Origin of the sequence: Streptomyces sp. NPDC050674 (assembly GCF_040654575.1) — a bacterium.
In the GTDB taxonomy this organism is placed as follows: Bacteria; Actinomycetota; Actinomycetes; order Streptomycetales; family Streptomycetaceae; genus Streptomyces.
In genome coordinates this window covers 196,131-218,352 of sequence record NZ_JBFAIG010000002.1, presented here as the reverse complement: position 1 = coordinate 218,352, position 22,222 = coordinate 196,131, and the positions used below count along the sequence as shown (strand labels likewise).

General features: G+C 70.4%; 21 protein-coding genes and 1 riboswitch. Of the genes, 9 read left to right on the top strand and 12 right to left on the bottom strand.

Going from position 1 to position 22,222, the window contains the following annotated elements; all coding sequences use genetic code 11:
• Positions 1–61: 61 nt before the first annotated feature.
• Positions 62–1,342: an extracellular solute-binding protein gene (locus tag AB0I06_RS04300; RefSeq protein WP_363117208.1), complete on the bottom strand. Its 1,281-nt coding sequence runs from the start codon at positions 1,340–1,342 to the stop codon at positions 62–64.
• A 316-nt stretch (positions 1,343–1,658) separates the two neighbouring features.
• On the opposite strand from AB0I06_RS04300, the gene AB0I06_RS04295 reads away from it, so the two are divergent.
• From AB0I06_RS04295 to AB0I06_RS04270, 6 genes are all read left to right on the top strand, one after another.
• Entirely contained in the window at positions 1,659–2,423 is a 765-nt protein-coding gene (locus tag AB0I06_RS04295) for a GntR family transcriptional regulator (protein WP_363117207.1), read from the top strand.
• Positions 2,424–2,568: 145 nt separating this feature from the next.
• On the top strand, positions 2,569–2,835 hold the full coding sequence (locus AB0I06_RS04290; protein WP_363117206.1) for a DUF3311 domain-containing protein: 267 nt from the start codon (positions 2,569–2,571) through the stop codon (positions 2,833–2,835).
• Positions 2,832–4,460, top strand: a complete 1,629-nt coding sequence (gene mctP / locus AB0I06_RS04285) for a monocarboxylate uptake permease MctP (protein WP_363117205.1) — start codon at positions 2,832–2,834, stop codon at positions 4,458–4,460. Before AB0I06_RS04290 ends, mctP begins: the two co-directional genes overlap by 4 nt.
• 75 nt (positions 4,461–4,535) lie before the next feature.
• Complete coding sequence (locus AB0I06_RS04280) at positions 4,536–5,039, top strand: GNAT family N-acetyltransferase (protein WP_363117204.1); 504 nt, start codon at positions 4,536–4,538, stop codon at positions 5,037–5,039.
• Between the two features lie 36 nt (positions 5,040–5,075).
• A riboswitch (cobalamin riboswitch) is annotated at positions 5,076–5,222 on the top strand.
• A gap of 121 nt (positions 5,223–5,343) precedes the next feature.
• Positions 5,344–7,707, top strand: a complete 2,364-nt coding sequence (locus AB0I06_RS04275; RefSeq protein ID WP_363117203.1) for a ribonucleoside-diphosphate reductase subunit alpha — start codon at positions 5,344–5,346, stop codon at positions 7,705–7,707.
• On the top strand, positions 7,707–8,714 hold the full coding sequence (locus AB0I06_RS04270; RefSeq protein ID WP_363117202.1) for a ribonucleotide-diphosphate reductase subunit beta: 1,008 nt from the start codon (positions 7,707–7,709) through the stop codon (positions 8,712–8,714). The genes AB0I06_RS04275 and AB0I06_RS04270 overlap by 1 nt, the downstream gene beginning before the upstream one ends.
• On the opposite strand, the gene AB0I06_RS04265 is transcribed toward AB0I06_RS04270, so the two are convergent.
• Positions 8,627–8,869, bottom strand: a complete 243-nt coding sequence (locus tag AB0I06_RS04265; RefSeq protein ID WP_363117201.1) for a hypothetical protein — start codon at positions 8,867–8,869, stop codon at positions 8,627–8,629. The two genes, AB0I06_RS04270 and AB0I06_RS04265, sit on opposite strands and share 88 nt — an antisense overlap.
• A gap of 93 nt (positions 8,870–8,962) precedes the next feature.
• Here AB0I06_RS04265 and AB0I06_RS04260 point away from each other — a divergent pair, with 93 nt between their 5' ends.
• Positions 8,963–9,925 (top strand): helix-turn-helix domain-containing protein, encoded by a 963-nt coding sequence (locus tag AB0I06_RS04260; protein ID WP_363117200.1) that lies wholly within the window; start codon positions 8,963–8,965, stop codon positions 9,923–9,925.
• A gap of 13 nt (positions 9,926–9,938) precedes the next feature.
• On the opposite strand, the gene AB0I06_RS04255 is transcribed toward AB0I06_RS04260, so the two are convergent.
• From AB0I06_RS04255 to AB0I06_RS04210, 10 genes are all read right to left on the bottom strand, one after another.
• Positions 9,939–11,309 (bottom strand): cytochrome P450, encoded by a 1,371-nt coding sequence (locus tag AB0I06_RS04255; protein WP_363117199.1) that lies wholly within the window; start codon positions 11,307–11,309, stop codon positions 9,939–9,941.
• Complete coding sequence (cyc1, locus tag AB0I06_RS04250) at positions 11,306–12,391, bottom strand: epi-isozizaene synthase (protein WP_363117198.1); 1,086 nt, start codon at positions 12,389–12,391, stop codon at positions 11,306–11,308. Before cyc1 ends, AB0I06_RS04255 begins: the two co-directional genes overlap by 4 nt.
• Before the next feature lie 295 nt (positions 12,392–12,686).
• A complete protein-coding gene (gene def, locus AB0I06_RS04245) occupies positions 12,687–13,337 on the bottom strand; it encodes a peptide deformylase (protein WP_363117197.1) in 651 nt (216 codons plus the stop codon).
• A 132-nt stretch (positions 13,338–13,469) separates the two neighbouring features.
• Positions 13,470–14,450 carry a hypothetical protein gene (locus AB0I06_RS04240; RefSeq protein WP_363117678.1) on the bottom strand — a complete coding sequence of 327 codons (981 nt, stop codon included), beginning with the start codon at positions 14,448–14,450 and terminating at the stop codon, positions 13,470–13,472.
• A gap of 117 nt (positions 14,451–14,567) precedes the next feature.
• Complete coding sequence (locus tag AB0I06_RS04235; RefSeq protein WP_363117196.1) at positions 14,568–15,815, bottom strand: HD domain-containing protein; 1,248 nt, start codon at positions 15,813–15,815, stop codon at positions 14,568–14,570.
• Positions 15,812–17,149 (bottom strand): HD-GYP domain-containing protein, encoded by a 1,338-nt coding sequence (locus AB0I06_RS04230; RefSeq protein ID WP_363117195.1) that lies wholly within the window; start codon positions 17,147–17,149, stop codon positions 15,812–15,814. The genes AB0I06_RS04235 and AB0I06_RS04230 overlap by 4 nt, the downstream gene beginning before the upstream one ends.
• Before the next feature lie 153 nt (positions 17,150–17,302).
• Positions 17,303–17,614: a mycothiol system anti-sigma-R factor gene (gene rsrA, locus AB0I06_RS04225; protein WP_363117194.1), complete on the bottom strand. Its 312-nt coding sequence runs from the start codon at positions 17,612–17,614 to the stop codon at positions 17,303–17,305.
• The gene (gene sigR / locus AB0I06_RS04220) at positions 17,611–18,297 is read right to left on the bottom strand and encodes an RNA polymerase sigma factor SigR (RefSeq protein ID WP_363117193.1); all 687 of its coding nucleotides are present in this window, start codon (positions 18,295–18,297) and stop codon (positions 17,611–17,613) included. The genes rsrA and sigR overlap by 4 nt, the downstream gene beginning before the upstream one ends.
• A 256-nt stretch (positions 18,298–18,553) precedes the next feature.
• Positions 18,554–19,207, bottom strand: a complete 654-nt coding sequence (locus AB0I06_RS04215; RefSeq protein ID WP_363117192.1) for an alpha/beta family hydrolase — start codon at positions 19,205–19,207, stop codon at positions 18,554–18,556.
• A gap of 1 nt (position 19,208) precedes the next feature.
• Entirely contained in the window at positions 19,209–20,024 is an 816-nt protein-coding gene (locus AB0I06_RS04210) for an SOS response-associated peptidase (RefSeq protein WP_363117191.1), read from the bottom strand.
• Positions 20,025–20,074: 50 nt separating this feature from the next.
• On the opposite strand from AB0I06_RS04210, the gene AB0I06_RS04205 reads away from it, so the two are divergent.
• Together AB0I06_RS04205 and aroA are read left to right on the top strand one after the other, a co-directional pair.
• Complete coding sequence (locus tag AB0I06_RS04205; protein ID WP_363117190.1) at positions 20,075–20,797, top strand: M50 family metallopeptidase; 723 nt, start codon at positions 20,075–20,077, stop codon at positions 20,795–20,797.
• Between the two features lie 108 nt (positions 20,798–20,905).
• The gene (gene aroA / locus AB0I06_RS04200; RefSeq protein ID WP_363117189.1) at positions 20,906–22,222 is read left to right on the top strand and encodes a 3-phosphoshikimate 1-carboxyvinyltransferase; all 1,317 of its coding nucleotides are present in this window, start codon (positions 20,906–20,908) and stop codon (positions 22,220–22,222) included.

Genomic DNA, 22,222 nt, shown 5'->3' with positions numbered 1-22,222 from the left:
CGGCGGTCCCTCAGGTCTTGACGAGGGCGGGGCCCCACCGGGTGGGGCCCCGCCCGCCACGTCACTTGGTGTTGATGACCTTGTCGATCGCGGCGTCCGCGTCCTTGGCGGCGGCCTCGACGGACTTCTTGCCGGTGCCGATGCTCTGCAGCATGGTCTGCAGGATCTGCGCCTTCTCGACCTGGCCCCAGCCCGGGGCCATGGGGACGAACCAGTTGGACTCGGCCGCGGTGGCGGGGACCGCCGTCTTCGGGTCGTTCTTGAGCGTCGCGAGGTCGGTCTTGTTGTTGGGCAGGTTGCCCTTGGCCATCAGGCCCTTCTGGCCGGAGGAGCCGGTGAGGGCGTTGATCCACTCGGCGGCCAGGGCCTGGGCGTCGGACTTCACCGGCACGGCGAGGTCGGAGCCGCCCAGGAAGACGGGCATGTTCTTGCCGGAGGGGCCGGGCATCACGAAGTTCTCGAGGTTGCCCTTGAGCTTGCCGCTCTTGTCGTTCTTCGGGTCCTCGGCGGTCGCGCCCTCCCAGGCGGCGGCGAAGATCATGGCGGACTTGCCCTGGCCGTACACGATGTAGCGGTCGGACTCGTCCTTGGTCTTGTCGCCGTGCATGTACGAGTCGACGACGTTCTTGAACTCCTTGAGGCCCTTGAGCGACTCGGGCGAGGAGAGGGAGGCCTTCCACTGGCCGCCCGATTCGGTGGCGATGGCGCCGCCGGCGTCGTAGACGAAGGACATGGCGGCGTACCAGTCGCGGGTGGGCTGGTACCAGGCGCTGAACTTGTCGCCCTGCTTCTTCTGGATCTTGTCCAGGGCGTCGGTCAGCTCCTTGTACGTCTTGGGGGCCGACTTCACACCGACGGAAGCCGCCACGTCCTTGCGCCAGTTCGCGACGCGGCCGCCCGCGTAGTACGGGACGCCGTAGGTCTTGCCCTCGTAGGTGACGGAGGCCTTGAGGCCGTCCAGCCAGGCGTCGGAGTTGTCGAACGCGCCCTGGTCGAGGGGGGCGAAGGCGCCCTTGACCATGTAGCCGAGCATCTCGGTGTTGCCCATCTCGACCACGTCGGGGGCCTTGTCCGTGGCGAGGACGGCGTCGAGCTTGGCGTTCTTGTCGGGCCAGCCGTAGTACTCGTGGTTGATCTTGACGCCGGGGTGCTTCTTCTTCACCGCGGCGTCGGCGGCCTTCACCAGCTCCGGCCAGTTGTTCTGGGCGTCGACGGTGAGCCAGACGGTCAGTTCCTTGGCGTCCGCGCCCTTGTCGGAGCCCCCGTCACCCTCGCCCCCGCACGCCGCGATGGAGACCATCATGCCCGCGATACCGATCGCGGCTGTCAGCTTGCGCTTCACGCCACCCTCCTCAGGGATGCCACAAACCCCCCTGCTCCCCGCGGTGAGACGTGGGGCGCCAGGACCTGGACCAATGGTGTAGACCAGTACGGGGAGCTTGGACCAGACCAGCAGGCCTGTCAAGGGTCGCGATACGGCCCTGACCAGCCGTTATGCGACCTACATATGCAGGAACCTTTAAGTAAGAAGCCAGCGAAAACCCGGGCGGGCACGGCATACTGCGGGTAGACCACAGGGAATGATGGACTAGACCAAAACAAGCGCCGACGGTATACAAGTGGGATCGTGTCGGCGGACCGAGCCGGGAAGGCGGAGCATGAGCACCGACGTCAGCAGCGCGGAGAACGAGAACGGGGTGCCCGTCCGTACCGCGCGCGTGCCCAAGTACTACCGCCTGAAGAAGCACCTGCTCGACATGACGGAGACGCAGGCGCCCGGCACGCCGGTCCCGCCCGAGCGCACACTGGCGGCGGAGTTCGACACCTCGCGCACCACCGTGCGCCAGGCGCTTCAGGAGCTGGTCGTCGAGGGCCGGCTGGAGCGCATCCAGGGCAAGGGCACCTTCGTCGCCAAGCCGAAGGTCTCGCAGGCGCTTCAACTGACCTCGTACACCGAGGACATGCGCGCCCAGGGCCTCGAACCCACCTCGCAGCTGCTGGACATCGGCTACATCACCGCCGACGACCGCCTGGCCGGGCTGCTCGACATCACGCCCGGCGGACGCGTGCTGCGCATCGAGCGGCTGCGCATGGCCAACGGCGAGCCGATGGCCATCGAGACCACCCACCTGAGCGCGAAGCGCTTCCCGGCCCTGCGCCGCTCCCTGGTGAAGTACACGTCCCTGTACACCGCGCTCGCCGAGGTCTACGACGTCCGTCTCGCGGAGGCCGAGGAGACCATCGAGACGTCCCTGGCCACCCCGCGCGAGGCCGGCCTCCTCGGCACGGACGTCGGCCTGCCGATGCTGATGCTCTCCCGGCACTCGCTGGACCGGGACGGCCGGCCGGTGGAGTGGGTGCGGTCGGTGTACCGGGGCGACCGGTACAAGTTCGTGGCCCGGCTGAAGCGGCCGGCCGACTAGCGGCGTCCGCGGCGCTTCCGTCGCTGCTGGGGCGTGGTTTCGGTTGGGTACCGCATTGCGGACGAGGGGTTCCGCTCTGGCCACACCCTGACCTAGATTGCCTGCGCATTACAACAGGTGATCATCAAGGGGACGGAGCCGCCTGATGTCGCAAGCACCGCAAGTCAGCAGAGGGCCGGTGGTGACGCCCCTGCGCGTCGTCATCGCCGTCTGCCTCATCGCGCCCTTCGTGGCCATGCTGTGGGTCGGCTCGTACGCGAAGACCGACCCGGCCTTCATCGGGATCCCGTTCTTCTACTGGTACCAGATGGCGTGGGTGCTCATCTCCACCGTCCTGACGATGATCGCCTACAAGCTGTGGCAGCGTGACCAGCGCGCCCGCTCGGCCGCGAAGGGCGGTGCGTCGCAGTGAAGGACGGCGTGAACGGCGTCGCGCTCGGCGTCTTCATCTTCTTCTTCCTGGCCGTGACGGTCATGGGCTTCCTGGCCGCGCGCTGGCGCAAGGCCGAGAACGAGCACAGCCTGGACGAATGGGGCCTGGGCGGCCGCTCGTTCGGGACCTGGATCACCTGGTTCCTGCTCGGCGGCGACCTGTACACGGCGTACACCTTCGTCGCCGTGCCGGCGGCCATCTACGCGGCGGGAGCGGCCGGTTTCTTCGCGGTGCCGTACACGATCCTGGTGTACCCGCTGATCTTCACCTTCCTGCCCCGCCTGTGGTCGGTCTCCCACAAGCACGGGTACGTCACGACCTCCGACTTCGTGCGCGGCCGGTTCGGCTCGAAGGGCCTGTCGCTCGCGGTGGCCGTGACCGGCATCCTGGCGACGATGCCGTACATCGCGCTCCAACTGGTCGGCATCCAGGCCGTGCTGGACGTGATGGGCGTCGGCGGCGGCGAGAACACCAACTGGTTCATCAAGGACCTGCCGCTGTTGATCGCCTTCGGTGTGCTGGCGGCGTACACGTACTCGTCGGGTCTGCGGGCCCCCGCGCTCATCGCGTTCGTGAAGGACACGCTGATCTACATCGTCATCGCGGTGGCGATCATCTACATCCCGATCAAGCTCGGCGGCTTCGACGAGATCTTCGCCAAGGCCGGCGAGGCGTACGGCCAGACCAACCCGGCCACGGGTGCGCCGCGCGGTGCGCTGGTGCCCGCCGAGGCGGGACAGTGGACGTACGCCACGCTGGCGCTGGGCTCCGCCCTGGCCCTCTTCATGTACCCGCACTCCATCACGGCGACGCTGTCCTCGAAGAGCCGTGAGGTGATCCGCCGCAACACCACGATCCTGCCGCTGTATTCGCTGATGCTGGGTCTGCTGGCGCTGCTCGGGTTCATGGCGATCGCGGCCGGGATCAAGGTGCAGAACGGGCAGCTGGCGATCCCGCAGCTGTTCGAGACGATGTTCCCGGACTGGTTCGCGGGCGTGGCGTTCGCGGCGATCGGCATCGGCGCGCTGGTGCCGGCGGCCATCATGTCCATCGCGGCCGCGAACCTCTTCACCCGCAACATCTACAAGGACTTCATCAAGCCGGACGCCACACCGGCGCAGGAGACCAAGGTCTCCAAGCTGGTGTCCCTGTTGGTGAAGGTGGGCGCCCTGGCCTTCGTCCTCACCATGGACAAGACGGTCGCCATCAACTTCCAGCTGCTGGGCGGCATCTGGATCCTGCAGACCTTCCCGGCCCTGGTCGGCGGCCTGTTCACCCGCTGGTTCCACCGCTGGGCGCTGCTCGCGGGCTGGGCCGTCGGCATGGTCTACGGCACGGTCGCCGCGTACGGCGTGGCCTCCCCGACCCAGAAGCACTTCGGCGGCTCGGCGAAGGAGATCCCCGGCATCGGGGAGATCGGCTACATCGGCCTCACGGCGTTCGTCCTGAACGTGGTGGTGACGGTGGTCCTGACCTTCGTCCTCAAGGCCCTGAAGGCCCCCGACGGCGTCGACGAGACCAAGCCGGAGGACTACACGGCCGACGCCGGCGACCCGGGCGTCCAGGTCGAACTGCCGCCCGCCACCGCGGGATCCGCCCACTGACGTCCCCGCCACACCCCCCGCGGGCCGCCGAAACGCATGGCGTCGGCGGCCCGCCCGCGTATACACACTCCTGCCATGGACTTCCGGATCGACCCCGCACGCCCCGCCCACCACGCCGTCCTCGGCGAGATCACCGCCCGGGCCTACCTCGACGACGGCCTGCTCGACTTCGGCGAGAGCGACGCCTGTCTCGCCGAGCTGCGTGACGTCGCCAGGCGCGCCGCCGCCGAGGTCCTGGTCGCCACGGCCGACGACGACGTCGTCGGTGGCGTCACCTTCGTCCCCTCCGGCGGCCCCATGGCCGACATCGCCCGGCCCGGCGAGGCCGAGCTGCGGATGCTCGCGGTGGCCCGCGCGGCCCGGGGGCGCGGCATCGGCGAGGCCCTCGTCCGCGCCTGCGTCGACCGGGCCCGCGCCACCCCGGGCTGCCGCGGCATCGTGCTCTCGACCCAGCGCACCATGCGCTCCGCCCACCGCCTCTACGAGCGCGTGGGTTTCGTCCGCACCCCCAAGCGCGACTGGAATCCCCTCCCGGAGCCGGACGACATCACGCTCCTCACCTACGCGCTGACCCTCTGAGAGCGGCAGCGACACAACATCTGGGGGTGCCTTTGGCGCCCGACACAAGATGTATGCTCGTGCTCGCTGTCGCCGCAGGGGAATCCGGTGCGAATCCGGAACTGTCCCGCAACGGTGTACCCATGCCCTTTCACATGTGTATGGGTGTCAGTCCGAGGACCTGCCGACAGCGCACCCGGCCACCCGGCCGGTGTGCCTGACGTCCGGGCCTCGCGGAATGGGCCGGTGGACGCGACGCCGCGTGCGCTCGTGTGCTCCTCCCTGCCCTCGACGAGGCCCCGTGCCGAGCGAGGGAGAGCCCCACGTGACCATCGCGCCAGCCGAACCGGTCTCAGCCGCCGAAGAGGAGCAGGACGCTCCCGGTGCCGCGTTGCTGCGGACCCTGACCGAGCTGACCGCCGACCTCCCCGACACCGATCCCGGCCGGGTCGCCGCCGCCGCGCTGCGCGGCCGGTCCTCGCGTGCGGCCTCCGCCGAGATGATCGCGGAGTTGCGGGAGCTGGCGACGGAGGCCGCGGCCGGTCTGATCTCCGAGGACCCCGCCTACTCCCGGCTGGCCGCCCGGCTGCTGACCATCGGCATCCGCGAGGAGGCCGCCTCCCAGGGCGTCACGTCGTTCACCGAGTCCGTCGCGGTCGGTCACCGCGAGGGGCTCATCGCCGACCGCACCGCCGCGTTCGTACGGCTGCACGCGGCCCGGCTCGACGCGTTGATCGACACCGGCGCCGACGACCGCTTCGGCTACTTCGGCCTGCGCACCCTGCACAGCCGCTACCTGCTGCGGCACCCGATCACCCGCAAGGTGATCGAGACGCCCCAGCACTTCATGCTGCGCGTGGCCGCCGGTCTGGCCGAGGACGACACCAGCCGCTCGGTGGACGAGGTCGCGGCGCTCTACCGGCTCATGAGCCGCCTCGACTACCTCCCCTCCTCCCCCACCCTCTTCAACTCGGGCACCCGGCACCCGCAGATGTCGTCCTGCTACCTCCTCGACTCCCCCAAGGACGAGCTGGACTCCATCTACGACCGGTACCACCAGGTGGCCCGGCTCTCGAAGCACGCCGGCGGCATCGGACTGGCGTACTCCCGCATCCGCGCCCGGGGTTCGCTGATCCGGGGCACCAACGGGCACTCCAACGGCATCGTCCCGTTCCTGAAGACCCTCGACGCCTCGGTCGCCGCGGTGAACCAGGGCGGCCGGCGCAAGGGCGCGGCCGCGGTCTACCTGGAGACCTGGCACGCCGACATCGAGGAGTTCCTGGAGCTGCGCGACAACACCGGTGAGGACGCCCGCCGCACGCACAACCTGAACCTCGCGCACTGGGTGCCGGACGAGTTCATGCGGCGGGTGAACGCCGACGGGCAGTGGTCGCTGTTCTCCCCCTCGGACGTGCCCGAGCTGGTCGACCTGTGGGGCGAGGAGTTCGACACCGCCTACCGGGCGGCCGAGGCGAAGGGACTGGCGAGGAAGACCCTGCCCGCCCGTGAGCTGTACGGCCGGATGATGCGCACCCTCGCGCAGACCGGCAACGGCTGGATGACCTTCAAGGACGCCGCCAACCGCACCGCCAACCAGACGGCCGAGCCGGGTCACGTCGTGCACTCCTCCAACCTCTGCACGGAGATCCTGGAGGTCACCGACGACGGGGAGACGGCGGTCTGCAACCTGGGCTCGGTCAACCTCGGCGCGTTCGTGACCGGGGGCGACATCGACTGGGAGCGGCTGGACGAGACCGTCCGTACGGCCGTCACGTTCCTCGACCGGGTCGTCGACATCAACTTCTACCCGACCGAGCAGGCGGGCCGTTCCAACGCCCGCTGGCGCCCGGTCGGCCTCGGCGCGATGGGTCTGCAGGACGTCTTCTTCAAGCTGCGTCTGCCCTTCGACTCGCCCGGGGCCAAGGCGCTGTCCACCCGTATCGCCGAGCGCGTCATGCTCGCCGCGTACGAGGCCTCGGCCGACCTCGCCGAGCGCAACGGCCCGCTGCCCGCCTGGGAGAAGACGCGAACGGCCCGGGGCGTGCTGCACCCCGACCACTACGACGTGGACCTGACCTGGCCCGAGCGCTGGGCGGCCCTGCGCGAGCGGATCGCCACGACCGGCCTGCGCAACTCCCTGCTCCTCGCCATCGCGCCCACGGCCACGATCGCCTCCATCGCGGGCGTCTACGAGTGCATCGAGCCGCAGGTGTCCAACCTGTTCAAGCGCGAGACGCTGTCGGGCGAGTTCCTCCAGGTCAACTCCTACCTGGTGGACGAGCTCAAGCGGCTCGGCGTGTGGGACGCCCGCAGCAGGGAGGCCCTGCGCGAGGCCAACGGCTCGGTGCAGGACTTCGCCTGGATCCCCGAGGACGTCCGCGCCCTCTACCGCACGGCCTGGGAGATCCCGCAGCGCGGTCTGATCGACATGGCGGCGGCCAGGACCCCGTTCCTGGACCAGTCCCAGTCCCTGAACCTGTTCCTGGAGACGCCGACGATCGGCAAGCTCTCCTCGATGTACGCCTACGCCTGGAAGTCCGGGCTGAAGACCACGTACTACCTGCGCTCGCGCCCGGCGACCCGTATCGCCCGTGCCGCCCGGGCCGCCGTCCCCGTGCAGGCCACCCCGGACCCCGAAGCGGTCGCCTGCTCCCTGGAAAACCCCGAGTCCTGCGAGGCCTGCCAGTAATGAGCACCCAGAACCTTCTCGACCCCGGCTTCGAGCTCACCCTGCGCCCCATGCGCTACCCGGACTTCTACGAGCGCTACCGGGACGCCATCAAGAACACCTGGACCGTGGAGGAGGTCGATCTCCACTCCGACGTCGCCGACCTCGCCAAGCTCTCCCCCGCGGAGCAACACCTGATCGGCCGGCTGGTCGCCTTCTTCGCGACGGGTGACTCGATCGTCGCGAACAACCTGGTGCTGACGCTGTACAAGCACATCAACTCCCCCGAGGCGCGGCTGTATCTGAGCCGTCAGCTGTTCGAGGAGGCCGTGCACGTCCAGTTCTATCTGACGCTGCTCGACACCTACCTGCCCGACCCGGAGGACCGCGCGGCGGCCTTCGCGGCGGTGGAGAACATCCCGTCCATCCGCGAGAAGGCGGAGTTCTGCTTCAGGTGGATGGACTCGGTGGAGAAGCTGGACCGGCTGGAGACCCAGGCCGATCGCCGCCGTTTCCTGCTCAACCTGATCTGCTTCGCCGCGTGCATCGAGGGTCTGTTCTTCTACGGCGCCTTCGCCTACGTCTACTGGTTCCGCAGCCGGGGCCTGCTGCACGGCCTCGCGACCGGCACCAACTGGGTGTTCCGCGACGAGACGATGCACATGTCCTTCGCGTTCGACGTGGTCGACACCGTCCGCAAGGAGGAGCCGGAGCTCTTCGACGACGAGCTTCAGGAGCAGGTCGTCGACATGCTGCGGGAGGCCGTCGAGGCCGAGCTGCAGTTCGCGCGCGACCTGTGCGGGGACGGCCTCCCGGGCATGAACACCGAGTCGATGCGGCAGTACCTGGAGTGTGTCGCCGACCAGCGGCTCACCCGCCTCGGCTTCGCTCCGGTCCACGGCTCGGAGAACCCCTTCTCCTTCATGGAGCTCCAGGGCGTTCAGGAGTTGACCAACTTCTTCGAGCGGCGGCCCTCGGCGTACCAGGTGGCGGTGGAGGGCACCGTCGACCTCGACGAGGACTTCTGAGCCGGCACCTCTCCGCGGGCCTCCTGGGCCTCCCTGATCTGACGGTCGATGCGCCTCTCGCGCACCAGGCCGATCACGGACGGGAGGACCAGGAGGACCAGGATCCCGAGGGTGGCGGTCATTCCGATCAGTGCTTCGATCTGGTTCGTGTTCATGGACACCACTGTCGCGCTGATTGCTCCTTACCGTCAGTGGCAGTACTGCCGTAGACCCTCGAATTACTGCCAATGGCGAGGCACACTGGACGCATGCTTCAGAACGTGGCGGTCGCCCTCCTCGACGGCGTGAATCCCTTCGAACTCGGTGTGGTGTGCGAAGTCTTCGGCACCGACCGCAGCGACGAGGGCCTGCCGGTGTACGACTTCGCCGTCGCCTCGGCCGAGGGCCCGGTGCTGCGGATGAACTCGGGCTTCTCGCTCCAGGTGGAGCACGGCCTGAAGCGGCTGGAGACGGCCGACCTGATCGCCGTGCCGGCCGGGCACAGCTACGCGTCCCGGGATTTTCCGCCGGAACTGCTGGACGCCCTGCGCCGCGCGGTCGGCCGCGGGGCGCGCGTACTGAGCGTCTGCTCCGGCGTCTTCGTGCTGGCCGCGGCCGGGCTGCTGGACGACCGCCGGTGTGCCACGCACTGGAAGCACGCGAAGGACCTCGCCCGGCAGTACCCGCGCGTGGTCGTCGAGCCGGACGTGCTCTACGTCGACGAGGACCCGGTGATCACCTCCGCCGGCACGGCCGCCGGCATCGACGCCTGCCTCCATCTGGTGCGCAAGGAGCAGGGCAGCGAGGTCGCCAACAAGATCGCCCGGCGGATGGTGGTGCCGCCCCACCGCGACGGGGGCCAGGCCCAGTTCATCGAGCGCCCGCTCCCCCAGCCCGAGGGCGACACCATCGGCGAGGTGCTGGCCTGGATGGAGCGCCATCTCGACGAGGAGGTCACCGTCGAGCAGCTCGCCACCCACGCCCACATGTCCCCGCGCACGTTCGCCCGCCGCTTCCAGCAGGAGACGGGTACGACTCCCTACCGCTGGATCCTGCGCCAGCGGGTACTGCTGGCCCAGCGGCTGCTGGAGGCGACGGACGAGACCATGGACGCGATCGCCGGCCGCACGGGGTTCGGCAACGCGGCCACCCTGCGCCACCACTTCGTGCGGGCGGTCGGGACCACCCCGAACGCCTACCGGCGGACGTTCAGGGGTCCCGAGGCGGCCTGAGGCCTCAAGGCCCTCACCTCGCCACCGGCCGCACCCGCAGGTCGTGGGGCCGGAGCGTGATCCCCACCCGTGTGTCGTCCCGCGACCCCGCCACCTGCTCGAAGCGGTACCTGGTCGCCAGCGCCGCCGTGATCAGCGTCAGCTGGGCCATCGAGAAGTGGTCGCTCGGGCACTTGCGGTTGCCCACGCTGAAGGGGCTCATGGCGTGCTTCGGGATCTCCTTGACCCGGTCCGGAAGCCAGCGGTCGGGGTCGAACTCCAGATTTCGCTCGTACGACTTCGGATCGCGCTGGATCGCGTACGGGCTGTAGATGATGTCCGCCCCGGACGGAATACGGTATGCACCGAGTTCCGTGTCCCGCACGGCCCGGCGCGTCAGAATCCAGACGGCCGGGCTCAAACGCATGGACTCGACGACGACATTGTTGGTGTGCCTGAGTCCTCGGACGTCTGCGAATGCCACCGGCCTCCCACCGGTGACGGCCTGCACTTCGTCCCGCACCCGGTCCGCTTGTTCGGGATGCTCCGCGAGCATATGCAACAGCCACATGATCGTGGAGGCGATGGTTTCGCTGCCGGGGGTGAGGATGGCGACGACCTGATCGTGGATCTCCTGTTCCCCGATCGGGTCGCCATTCTCGTCCTTCGCCTCCAGCAATGCCGTCAGCAAATCGTCCGGCTTTTGACCGGATGCGCGGCGCTCGGCGATGATCTCGTCGACCAGGAGGTGCAAATCGGCCAATGCCCGGTTGAATTCGCGGTTGGCCGGGAGAGGCAGGTGGTAGAGCGGCCCGAGCGGGACCACCATGCGCCGGTACATCCCGCGGAAGACGGTGGCGAGGGCGACGCACAGCCGCTCCGCCCGCTCGTCCATGAAGTCGCCGCGCAGCAGACAGCGGGCCGCGATGCGCACGGCCACCCGGAAGGACTCGGAGGTGCAGTCGATCGTCTCGCCGGGCTTCCAGCGCTCGGTGAGGGCGTGGGCCTCCTCCTCCATGATCGGGCCGTAGGCGGGAATGGCGTCGAGCCGGAAGGCGGGCTGGATGGTGCGCCGCTGGCGCCGGTGCCGGGGGCCGTTCGCCGTGGCCACGCCCTCCTTGCCGAGCAGGCCCTCCAGGGACTCCCACAGCGGCCCGGCGATGATGAAGTCGTTGCTCAGCGCCAGGGCACCGGTCAGGGCCGGGGTGGTGACCGCGTACACCGTCTTCGGCCCGATCTTCAGCCGGACGACCTCACCGTGGTCGCGCAGCCGGGACATGAACGCCAGCGGGTCGCGCGCCAGCCTCCAGCCGTGCCCGAGCAGGGGCACGCCACCGCCCGCCCGGGGCGGCTCGCGCAGTTCCACGGCCGGCGGGATCTCGGGCTTCACTGACTCGACGGTCATTTCTCACCTGCCGCTTCGTTGTTGACGTACGGGGGCGTGGACCGGTCGTCCCAGCTGTCGACCATGTACCGGCCGGACTCGTGGTGGAACCAGTAGACGGAACTGAACCAGTTCCGCATATTGCCGAGGCAGGCCCGCACGGCGGCGCTCAGTTCCTTTCCGCGCACGGAGCCGTCGGCGAGTTCGTCGGCGAACCGTAAGGCGTCCAGTTCAACGTCGATGAATTCGGTGATGCATTTCTCGACGCGGTTCCTGACTTCCGCGACCGCCTGTTCCAGCGTCAGCCCCTCATGGGTGATGAGGCTGATTCCGAGATTGTGTACCTCGTCGCCGGCTATCTCCTTCGGCAATGAGCACAGATCGTTGTACCAGGCGGCGAATTCCTGGCTGAGCAGTGCCGCCCGCCGATAGGCCGGGTGATGCCGCACCGCATCCGGCAGTTCGCAGCCGGCGGTCGGCTCCAACAGGTCCGTCCATATCCAGTGCGCGAAGGTGAGCCGGCGCAGCCGGAGGTATTCCTCCACCGTCGGCACGATTCCCTGCGTGCGGTTGTGGAACTCCTGGTCGTACGCGTCGATCACCGCGTGGAAGTGCCGGGCGAACCGGAGGTTCCACGTCTGGGGCAGGAACCCGTACAGCCGCAGCACGCTGTCCCCGAACCCGGCGACCAGTGCGTCCTCGTGGTGCAGATGCTCCCCGGGTGAGTCCAGCGCCGAGTGCAGCCGGTCCCGCAGCAGCGCCCAGGCGGCGGGACGGCCGTGCACGATGTCCCGGTCGTGCCGGTCGTCCCAGACGAAGAACCATGCGCTGTAGTCGGCGATCGCCTGCATGACCTCGTCGGGGGCTCCGATGTAGTACCCCGCCATGAGGTCGGTGTAGCAAAGGCCGTCGGCATATTCCTCCACCTTGTCCGCGGGCATGAGCCGCTTTTCGAGCAGCCAGGCCCGGGTCTTCTCCTGGCACTTCGGCCAATACGGGTGGAGTCGCCGTGGAAACGCCGCCTCGATCACCGGGAGAGAGAGCGACGGTGGAACTGCGATCGTGGCCGGTGTCGGTGTGGTGCCGTGTGACAAAGCATGCACGAACTAACCCCTCTCAGCCGCCAGTTGGCGCGGGCGCCCCTCCCTTCGTGCCGGGCGTGCGCCGTTGCATACCCCGCTCAACCCATTCAGCACTACAACTGACCGTTCTGGGAACGTATTTGCTTCATTCACTACCCCACAGTGCCGGGTATCTCCCGTTGTGTGACTGGCGGCGGATCACCAGGAGAGCAGAAGCGATCGAACGTGCGACGGACAGGCGAACGGCACAGACGAACGGCGCCTGTTCAGGGTGGGGAACCCGAACAGACGCCGTGCGCCAGGTGAGCCTGAGGTCTCAGTCGTTGGCCACCACGGGGTAGCGGGGCTCGTTCTCGGCCATCTGCCGCAGCGCGTCCTTGCGCTCACGCTTGGAGAGCCGGTCGATGTACAGATAGCCGTAGAGGTGATCCGTCTCGTGCTGCAAACACCGAGCGAAGTATCCGGTGCCGCGCACCTTGATCGGGTTGCCCTTCTCGTCCTGCCCGGTCACCTCGGCGTAGTCGGGCCGGGCGAGCGGCGCGTACGCGGTGGGCACCGACAGACAGCCCTCGTTGCTGTCGTCCAGGCGGCGCTTCTCGGCGGGCAGCTCGACGAGCTTGGGGTTGCAGACGACACCGGTGTGCCGGACGCCCTCGTCGTCGGGGCAGTCGTAGACGAAGACCTTCGCGTCGACGCCGATCTGGTTGGCGGCCAGGCCCACGCCCTCGGCGGTGCGCTGGCTGGCGAACATGTCCGCGACGAGCTGCTGGAACTCGTCGCCGAAGTCGGTGACGTCCTTGCACTCCTTGTGCAGCACCGGGTTCCCGACCACCGTGATGGGCCGCGAGGTCCCCCGCTCACGCCAGGCCGCCTCGCGCTCCTCGCAGTCCTCCGTGTCGATCACGTACCCCTCGTCATCGACGGGGAGCACGCCCGCGTGCTGCTGATCGGTGTCCTGCTGAGCCATGACGTCGTGTACGCCTTCCTGAAACTGACCGGGCTGAGATGCTGATACAGGTTACGCGGGTGTTGGACGCCGCTTTCAGGGGCGCGGGGAACTGCGCGAGAAACCACGACGGCGCCGCACCCGGCATGGGACCTAGCACACCTCTTCCAAATCCCGCCAATCCCGGGAATCCGGACTGTCGGCCACCCACCCGTCCAGCAACCCCCGAACCAGCGAAGCCGGCGCGGCCAGCCCGCACTCCCGCTCCGGCACCCACAACTGCCCGTCCGTCCGATGCCCCAGCGGCCCGGGATGCCCCGGCTCACTGTGGTCGTGCGGATCGAGATGCTCCCCGTCGCCCTCGTCGGACGGCATCCGGGACTCCGAGCACATCCGGCACAGCAACCGCACCGAGGAAGACCAGTCCTCCGCGGCGAACCCCGCGTCCCCGGCGAGCTGCTCCAGCGCGTCCCGGTCCTCCTCGGTCGCCGCCTCCAGCAGCACCACCCACGTCGGCACCGGCGAGGGCGCCCACAGCTCGATCTCGTCGAACACCGGGTAGGTGTGCCCGACGGCCGTGGTCCGCTCGCCGTGCGGCACACCGTCGTGCAGCACGACCTCGCCCCAGCGCCGCCCCGAGGAGGGCAGCGGGATGGACAGCACCTCGATCCGCGCGGGATCCAGCCGTCGTCCCCACACGACCTCGGCCTCGCCCTCCGGGGACAGCCGCACGGCCGCACTGCCGAGGTCCATGCCGAGGGGCTCACCGGAGTCGTTGGCCGCTCCCGGCACCCGCAGCCCGTAGGCCTGCCAGGCGCGCCGGGCCAGCGGCCAGTCCTGGAGCGCGGTGGCGGCGATGCCGACGTTCCACCAGTCGGGCGCGCCCGCGTCCCGGTCCAGCAGGGCCACGGCCCTCAGCCCGGCCGCCCGCGCCTGCTCCCAGTCGTGCCGGAACTTGTGCAGCAGCGCGAGGTTGAACCAGGACTCGGAAAGCCAGGGCTCCAGATCGGCGGCACGTGTCAGCAGCGCGCCCGCGTCCTCGTACCGGCCGTCGCCGATGAGGGTGAATGCCCGGTCTGTGGCCTGCCGCCAGGAGGCGGAGGGCCGGTGCCGTCCCTTGCCGAAGATCCTCACGATTCCCGCCTGCCAGTTCCGTGCGGTGGGCTGGCCGTAGCTGTGTTTCGAGCCCCCGGACACCTTCTCCTTCGCATCCAACCACGTACGGCCTCGAGGGCGCTCATTACCCATGGGTTACCCAGCCACGGGCAGCGTCAGACTGCTCCTTGCCAGTACCCGGGCCAGTGATTCCACCACCTCCGGGGCGTACGTCCCGGCGGTGGCGAGCCGGAGTTCCTCCAGCGCCGTCAGCGGCCCGCCGGGCCCTCCTTCCCTGGACTTCTCCTCGTACGCGTTCACGGCCCGGACGATTCGCGCGGCGAGGGGCTGCTCGGGGTGGGGGTCGGCCTGCCGCTCCACGACCACGGCCACCGCCTCGTCGACTCCCGTCTGCCGGACCACGGCTCCGCCGAGCAGCGCGATCCGCCGCTGCTCGGCGGCGGGCAGCGCGGCGGTGGCGCCCGCGGGCACCGGGTCGACAAGGCTCAGCTGCCCGATGTCGTGCATGAGCGCGGCGTACTCCAGCACGGCCAGCTCGGGCTCGGTCAGCCCCAGGTCGCGCCCCACCGCCTGGCTGAGCGCGGCGACGCGCCGGGCGTGCCCGGCCGGGGTGTAGCCGGCGACCTCGGTGGCCCGGGCCAGGGAGGCGATGGTCTGCCGGTAGGTGGCGCGGACGGCGGCGTACCTGCGGAACGACAGCTGGGCGAGCAGCAGCGGCACCGAGAAGACGGGCAGCGCCCACAGCCCCACGACGGCGACCGCCAGCGCCATGACCGCGCCCGTGGCGATGACGGCGGACCCGATGCCGCACACCGCCCGCAGCTCGTCCCGCAGCACCGGCCCGAAGGGCCAGCCGGTGCGGGTGTGGGCCAGGGCTGCGGCGAGCACCGCGTCGCACAGCGCGGTCAGCGACAGCAGCGCGAGCAGCAGCAGCGCGTAGGCGGGTCCGCCCCAGTCGTCGAACATCCCCCGGTTGTAGGGGGGCTGGAAGCACACGGCGACGAACCCGACGGTGAGCACCCGGCGTGCCAGGTGGTCGAGGGTGGGCCCCTGCCCGCGCGCGATGTGCGGCACGCTGCCGAGCAGCGAGGCGGCCAGCACGACGGCGACGACCTGGGCCGGGCCGTGGTGCGTGGCCTGCCCGCCGGCCTCCCCCAGCAGCCCGTACGACAGGGCCCCGGCGGCGCCGAGCGGTGCCGGTTCCCGGACCTGTGCGCCGTTGTGGCGGCTGAGCTCGCCGACGGTGACGAGGACGCCGAAGGCGAGGGCGACCCCGCGCTCCTCCAGCCCGTCGTGGAGGGTGACGGCGAGGGAGCCGGCGGCGAGCAGGGCGGCACAGGCGTGGACGAGGGTGAGGAGCGGTGGCGGCCGGTACGCCCTCATCGGTGCGCTCCCGGCCGGCTGGACAGGGGCGCGCCGGGCGGGGGCACCCGGGGCGGGCGCTGTTCCTCGTCGTCGGCGGTCACCGCGGGGTGCCAGCCCGTGCGCCCGACGGCTTCGACGAGGGCCGTCACCATCACCGGGTCGAACTGGCTGCCCGCGCACCGCTCCAGCTCCGCCAGGGCCACGGGAACGGGCCGGGCCCTGCTGTAGCTGCGGGTGGAGGTCATGGCGTCGAAGGCGTCGGCGACCGCGACGACCCGTGCCGACTCGGGGATCTGACGGCCCACCAGGCCGTACGGGTAGCCGCTGCCGTCCAGCCGCTCGTGGTGGTGCAGCACGGCGGCGCGGGCCTCGCCGAGGAAGCCGATGCCGCGCACCATCTCGTGCCCGTACTCGGGGTGCAGCTCGATGACCCGCCGCTCCTCGGGCGTCAGCGGCCCGTCCTTCCTGAGCAGCCGGGTGGGCACGCCCAGCTTGCCCACGTCGTGCAGGATGCCGGCGAAGCGGAGCACCTCGACGCGCTCGTCGGCCATGCCCAGCTCGCGCGCGATCATCATGGAGGCCTGGCCGACGCGCTCGCTGTGCCCGCGGGTGTACCCGTCCTTGATGTCGACGGCCTGGACCAGCGCCCGGATGGTCGCCTGGTGTGCGGCGCGCTCCCGGTGGTACTGCGCGAACGCCCACCACGAGAGGCACATGGGCAGCAGCACGAGCAGCGCGGCGACGGGACCGTAGGGGCTGCGCCACAGGACGGCCATCATCAGCCCGGCGAGGCCGTGCACGGCGATCGGCGCGAGGGAGCGCGTCACCAGGCCACGCCAGGCCCGCCGTACCGGCACCCGCTCCGCCGTGGCCAGGATCCCGCCGTCCAGCAGCGCCAGCACCAGGCAGAACACCAGCACGGCCGCCCCGGCGGGCCCGAGGGCGTACGGGACGTCGCCCGCCGCGACCGCGTCCCGCCCGCCGAGCAGCCGGTGCGTCTCGGCGGCGGCTCCCACCCCGAGGACGAGCTGGGCGGCCCGCCACACGCGCCGGGGTGCCACGGGCCGCCGCCCGACCTGCGAGAGCAGCGCACCGGGTACGACCACCAGCGCCGCGGCGGGCGCGGGCAGCAGGAAGGCCCCGGCGAGCAGCACGGGATAGAAGGTCCCGGCCGGATGGGAGATGCCCACGAACCGGGACCGGGCGACGCGCTCGCATCCGGCGTACAGCGCGGCGAGCAGCGCGACCGCCCACCAGGAGGTGCGCACGCCCGGCAGCGGCAGCAGGCAGAGCAGCGCGGCCGTGGTGACACAGGCGATGTAGACACGTGCCCGTGCCGGTACCGCTTCCATGAGCCCCCTCCCCCGGCCATGTCCGTCAGGCTCGGAGCCTAGGGCGGCGGCAGGGGGGTGCACGGGCGTATCACGCGCGGATTAGCACGGTCGAGTGACACGTTCGAGGGCGACTACCCACTCAGAACGGGGTAGTTGAAAAGCGCAGGAGTGTCAGGACTCCGGGGACGCGGCGGGCGAGGCCGTGACGTCCTGCTCGGGGACGGCCTGGCCGGAGCGGATCAGCTCGATCCGCCCCATGACCTTGTCCCGCAGGTCGCCCGGCACGTCGTCATGCCCGCAGCAACGCTTGACCAGCTTCTTGACGGCCTGCTCGAGCCCGTACTTCTCGAGGCAGGGCGAGCACTCCTCGAAGTGGTGCTCGAACTTCACGCAGTCCGAGTCCGGCATCTCACGGTCGAGGAACTCGTAGAGATGATCGAGGATTTCGCTGCAATCCGTCTCGTGCGGCTCTCCGCAGCTCATGACCCCGAGCCTTTCGCTTCGTTCGACTCTCCGGCGCCGGCCGGGACCATCCCGCGGTCACGGGCGTAGTCCTCCAGCATGCCGCGCAGCTGACGGCGGCCCCGGTGCAGCCGGGACATGACCGTACCGATGGGTGTCCCCATGATGTCGGCGATCTCCTTGTAGGCAAAGCCCTCGACATCCGCCAGATACACGGCGATGCGGAACTCCTCGGGGATCGCCTGGAGTGCTTCCTTCACGTCCGAGTCGGGCAGGTGGTCGAGCGCCTGCGACTCCGCGGAGCGCAGACCGGTCGACATGTGCGACTCGGCGCGGGCGAGCTGCCAGTCCTCGATCTCCTCGGCCGCGGAGCGCTGGGGTTCGCGCTGCTTCTTGCGGTACGAGTTGATGAAGGTGTTGGTGAGGATCCGGTACAGCCACGCCTTGAGGTTGGTGCCCTCGCGGAACTGGTGGAAGGACGCGTACGCCTTGGCGTACGTCTCCTGCACCAGGTCCTCGGCGTCGGCCGGGTTGCGCGTCATGCGCAGCGCGGCCGAGTACATCTGGTCGAGGAACTCGAGCGCGTCCCGCTCGAAGCGCGCACTGCGCTCCGTGGCCGTCTCCGCGCCCGTGCCGCCCTGGCCCTCGGGCTGCTCCGCCTGGCCGTTTTCGGTCCCTGCGTCGGTCCCAGTGACCGGACCCACCTCCTCGAATGCTCTCGTGAGACCGAGACCGGTCTCACCCGAATCGGAGGATAGACGACGATCCGGTCCGCCCGCCGCCCGAATAGGGGCGGTCCTGGCCGCGTGCAGCACCGTCCAGTCCAGGTCGGCGCGGCTGCTGCGGGTCGGGCAGATGGTCGAACCCATGCGGCGGACTCCCTTTCCTACGACGTCGGTGCTGGTCTCCAGCACGTACGTCCCGCACAACAGTGACCGCCGCCCCGGCATTCCCGAAGCTTTACCCGAGTGACCCGGTCCACGCGACGACGGCGTCCGTGATGACCGCCACGGCCTCCTCCTGCGAGATCCCCGCCCGCTTCGGCACGGCGAAGCCGTGATCCCCGTACGGGATCTCCACGAACTCGTACGGTCCGTCGGGAAACTCCTCCGGCCTCCCGAACGGGTCGTTGCCGCCCTGCACCACGAGCGTGGGCACCCCGGAGCCCAGCAGCTCCTCGGCGCGGGATTTCTCCGGCTTGCCCGGCGGGTGGAGCGGGAAGCTGAGCGCGAGCACCGCGCGGGCGCCCAGCTCGGTGGCGGTACGACAGGCGACCCGGGCTCCCGCGCTGCGCCCGCCGGAGATCACCGGCAGTCCCGGAGCGGCCAGCGCGGACCAGATGCCCCGCCAGCCGGTGTCCAGGGTCCGGGGCGCGGGCGCCAGCTTCTTCCCGGCCACGCGCCAGGGCTGCTCCACCCGGGCCACGGTCACCCCGTGCGCGGGCAGGACCTCGGCCAGGGCTTTCAGGTCACGGGCCTCGATACCGCCGCCGGCGCCGTGGCCGACGGCGAGGACCAGGCGGGCCCGGTCGGCGGGGTGCCAGGTGATGCGGGCGGTTCCGGCCTCGGTCTCGACGGTCTCGGTGGCCTCACCGGCTGCGTTCGCGTTCGTCACGTCAGAAGAGTGTGCCCTCTTCGGGTCCTTCCAGCTCCTTCAGCAGCTCCGGCCCGTTGTTGCGGACGTTGCTGACGGCCGTGGTGACCGGGTAGGCGCGCATCAGGCCGGCGGGCGGTGGGGCGAGCAGCTCACGCAGTTCGCCGGCGTCCGTGCGGGACGGGTCCAGCCAGGCGTCCCAGCGGTCGGGCGTCAGCATCAGCGGCATGCGGGGGTGGATGTCCGCAAGCGCCCGGGGTCCCTCGGCCGGCGCCACCCCGAGCGGGCTGGTCTCGGCCTCGGTGGTGATGACCGAGCACGTCACCCACCAGGCCTGCGGGTGGTCGTCCGGCAGCGTCTTGTCGCGCCAGAACTCGTACAGCCCGGCCATGGCGAAGACCGACCCGTCCGCCGGGGTCACGAAGTACGGCTGCTTGCGGGGGCGCTTCTTCCTGCCCTCGACCTCCAGCTCGCGCTCCTGGGTGCCGGTGACCCACTCGTAGTAGCCGTCGGCGGGCAGGATGCAGCGCCGGGAGGTGAAGGCCCGGCGGTAGGAGGGCTTCTCGTGGACGGTCTCCGCGCGGGCGTTGATCATCCGGGCGCCGCCCTCCGGGGTCTTGGACCAGGACGGGACGAGCCCCCACTTCAGGGTGCGCAGCTGGCGAACCGGCCGCGGGTCGTCCGCGTCTTTCAGGGGGCGGTCCAGGACGGCGTGGACCTCTTTGGTGGGCGCCACGTTGTAGTCCGGCGCGAGGGTCTCCTCGGGCTCCCACTTCTCGACCTCGAAGATTCCCGCGAGATCCTCTGGCCTACGACTCGCTGCATACCGTCCGCACATACGTGCCACACTGCCAGATTCCATCCGCCCACAGGGAGCCGACGCCTTACATGGACAGCACCGCAACCGCCTCGCTCGCCTCGCTCTGGGACGAGGTGTCCGGCACGCAGCCCGATCCGGATCTGTGGGTGGTGATCGCGACCCTGGGCGCCGCGCTCGCCGTGGTGGTCCCGCACGGCCTGTGGCGCATCTCCCGCAACGCCATCACCATCGCCCACGAGGGCGGCCACGGGCTCGTGGCCCTGCTGACCGGCCGCACCCTGACCGGCATACGTCTGCACTCGGACACCAGCGGCCTGACCGTCAGCCGCGGCAAACCGCACGGCATCGGCATGATCCTCACCGCGGCCGCCGGCTACACCGCCCCGCCGCTGCTGGGCCTGGGCGGTGCGGCCCTGCTCGGCGCCGGCCGCATCACGCTCCTGCTGTGGCTGGCGACGGCCCTGCTGCTCGCCATGCTGGTGATGATCCGCAACGCCTACGGGGCCCTGACCATGCTCGTCACCGGCGGCCTGTTCGTGACGGTGTCCTGGCTTGCCGGGCCTCAGGTGCAGGCGGCGTTCGCGTACGCGGTGGTGTGGTTCCTGCTGCTCGGCGGGGTCCGTCCGGCCTTCGAACTCCAGGCGAAGCGGGCGCGGGGCGGGGCGGGCGACTCGGACGCGGACCAGTTGTCGCGGCTGACGCACGTACCGGCGGCGCTGTGGTTCTTCCTCTTCCACGCCGTCTCGCTGTGCTCGCTGCTCGGCGGAGGACGCTGGCTCCTGGGCCTGTGACACACGGCCGGGAGTGCTTGGGACCGCTCCGGACCACGGCTCGTCCCCAGGGCGCCACCGGTCCCACGGCGCCGTACTCGGGGCTCGGGCTGCTTATAAAGTAAAGGCATGGCCCCGAACACCGCAGACACCGCCCTCTGGCCCGCCCCGCACGCGAGCGGAGCCGTCGACGCGACGGTCCACGTGCCCGGGTCCAAGTCCGTCACCAACCGCGCCCTGGTCCTCGCCGCCCTCGCTTCCGAGCCCGGCTGGCTGCGCCGCCCGCTGCGCTCGCGCGACACCCTGCTGATGGCCGGCGCGCTGCGCGCGATGGGCATCGAGATCGAGGAGGGCGTTGGCCCCGACGGGACCGGCGAGGCCTGGCGGGTGCTCCCCACCGGCCTGCGCGGCCCGGCCCGGGTCGACGTCGGCAACGCCGGCACGGTGATGCGGTTCCTGCCCCCGGTCGCCGCCCTCGCGGACGGCCCCGTCCGCTTCGACGGTGACCCCCGCTCCTACGAGCGCCCGCTGAACGGCGTCATCGACGCGCTGCGTCAGCTCGGCGCCCGGATCGACGACGACGGCCGCGGAGCGCTGCCGATGACCGTGCACGGCAGCGGCGCCCTGGACGGCGGCACGGTCGCCATCGACGCCTCCTCGTCGTCGCAGTTCGTGAGCGCGCTGCTGCTGTCCGGCCCGCGCTTCAACCAGGGCGTCGAGGTCCGCCACACCGGCGCCACGCTGCCCTCGATGCCGCACATCCGCATGACCGTCGACATGCTGCGCGCGGTCGGCGCCCAGGTGGACACGCCCGAGTCGGGCGGTGAGCCGAACGTCTGGCGGGTCTCGCCGGGCGCCCTGCTCGGCCGGGACCTGGTCGTCGAGCCGGACCTGTCGAACGCCCAGCCGTTCCTGGCGGCGGCGCTGGTGACCGGCGGCAAGGTCGTCGTCCCGGACTGGCCCTCGCGCACCACGCAGCCCGGTGACCGGCTGCGCGAGATCTTCACCGAGATGGGCGGCTCCTGCGAACTGACCGAGTACGGGCTGGCCTTCACCGGTTCCGGCTCGATCCACGGCATCGACGTCGACCTGGGCGAGGTCGGCGAGCTGACGCCGGGCATCGCCGCGGTCGCGGCCCTGGCGGACTCCCCCTCGACCCTGCGCGGAGTGGCCCACCTCCGGCTGCACGAGACGGACCGGCTGGCCGCGCTCACGAAGGAGATCAACGAACTCGGCGGCGACGTCACGGAGACCGCCGACGGCCTGCACATCCGCCCGCGCCGCCTGCACGGCGGGATCTTCCACACCTACGACGACCACCGCATGGCCACGGCCGGCGCGATCATCGGGCTGGCGGTGGAGGGCGTGCAGATCGAGAACGTGGCGACGACGGCCAAGACCCTGCCCGATTTCCCCGATCTGTGGACCGGGATGCTCGGGGCGTAG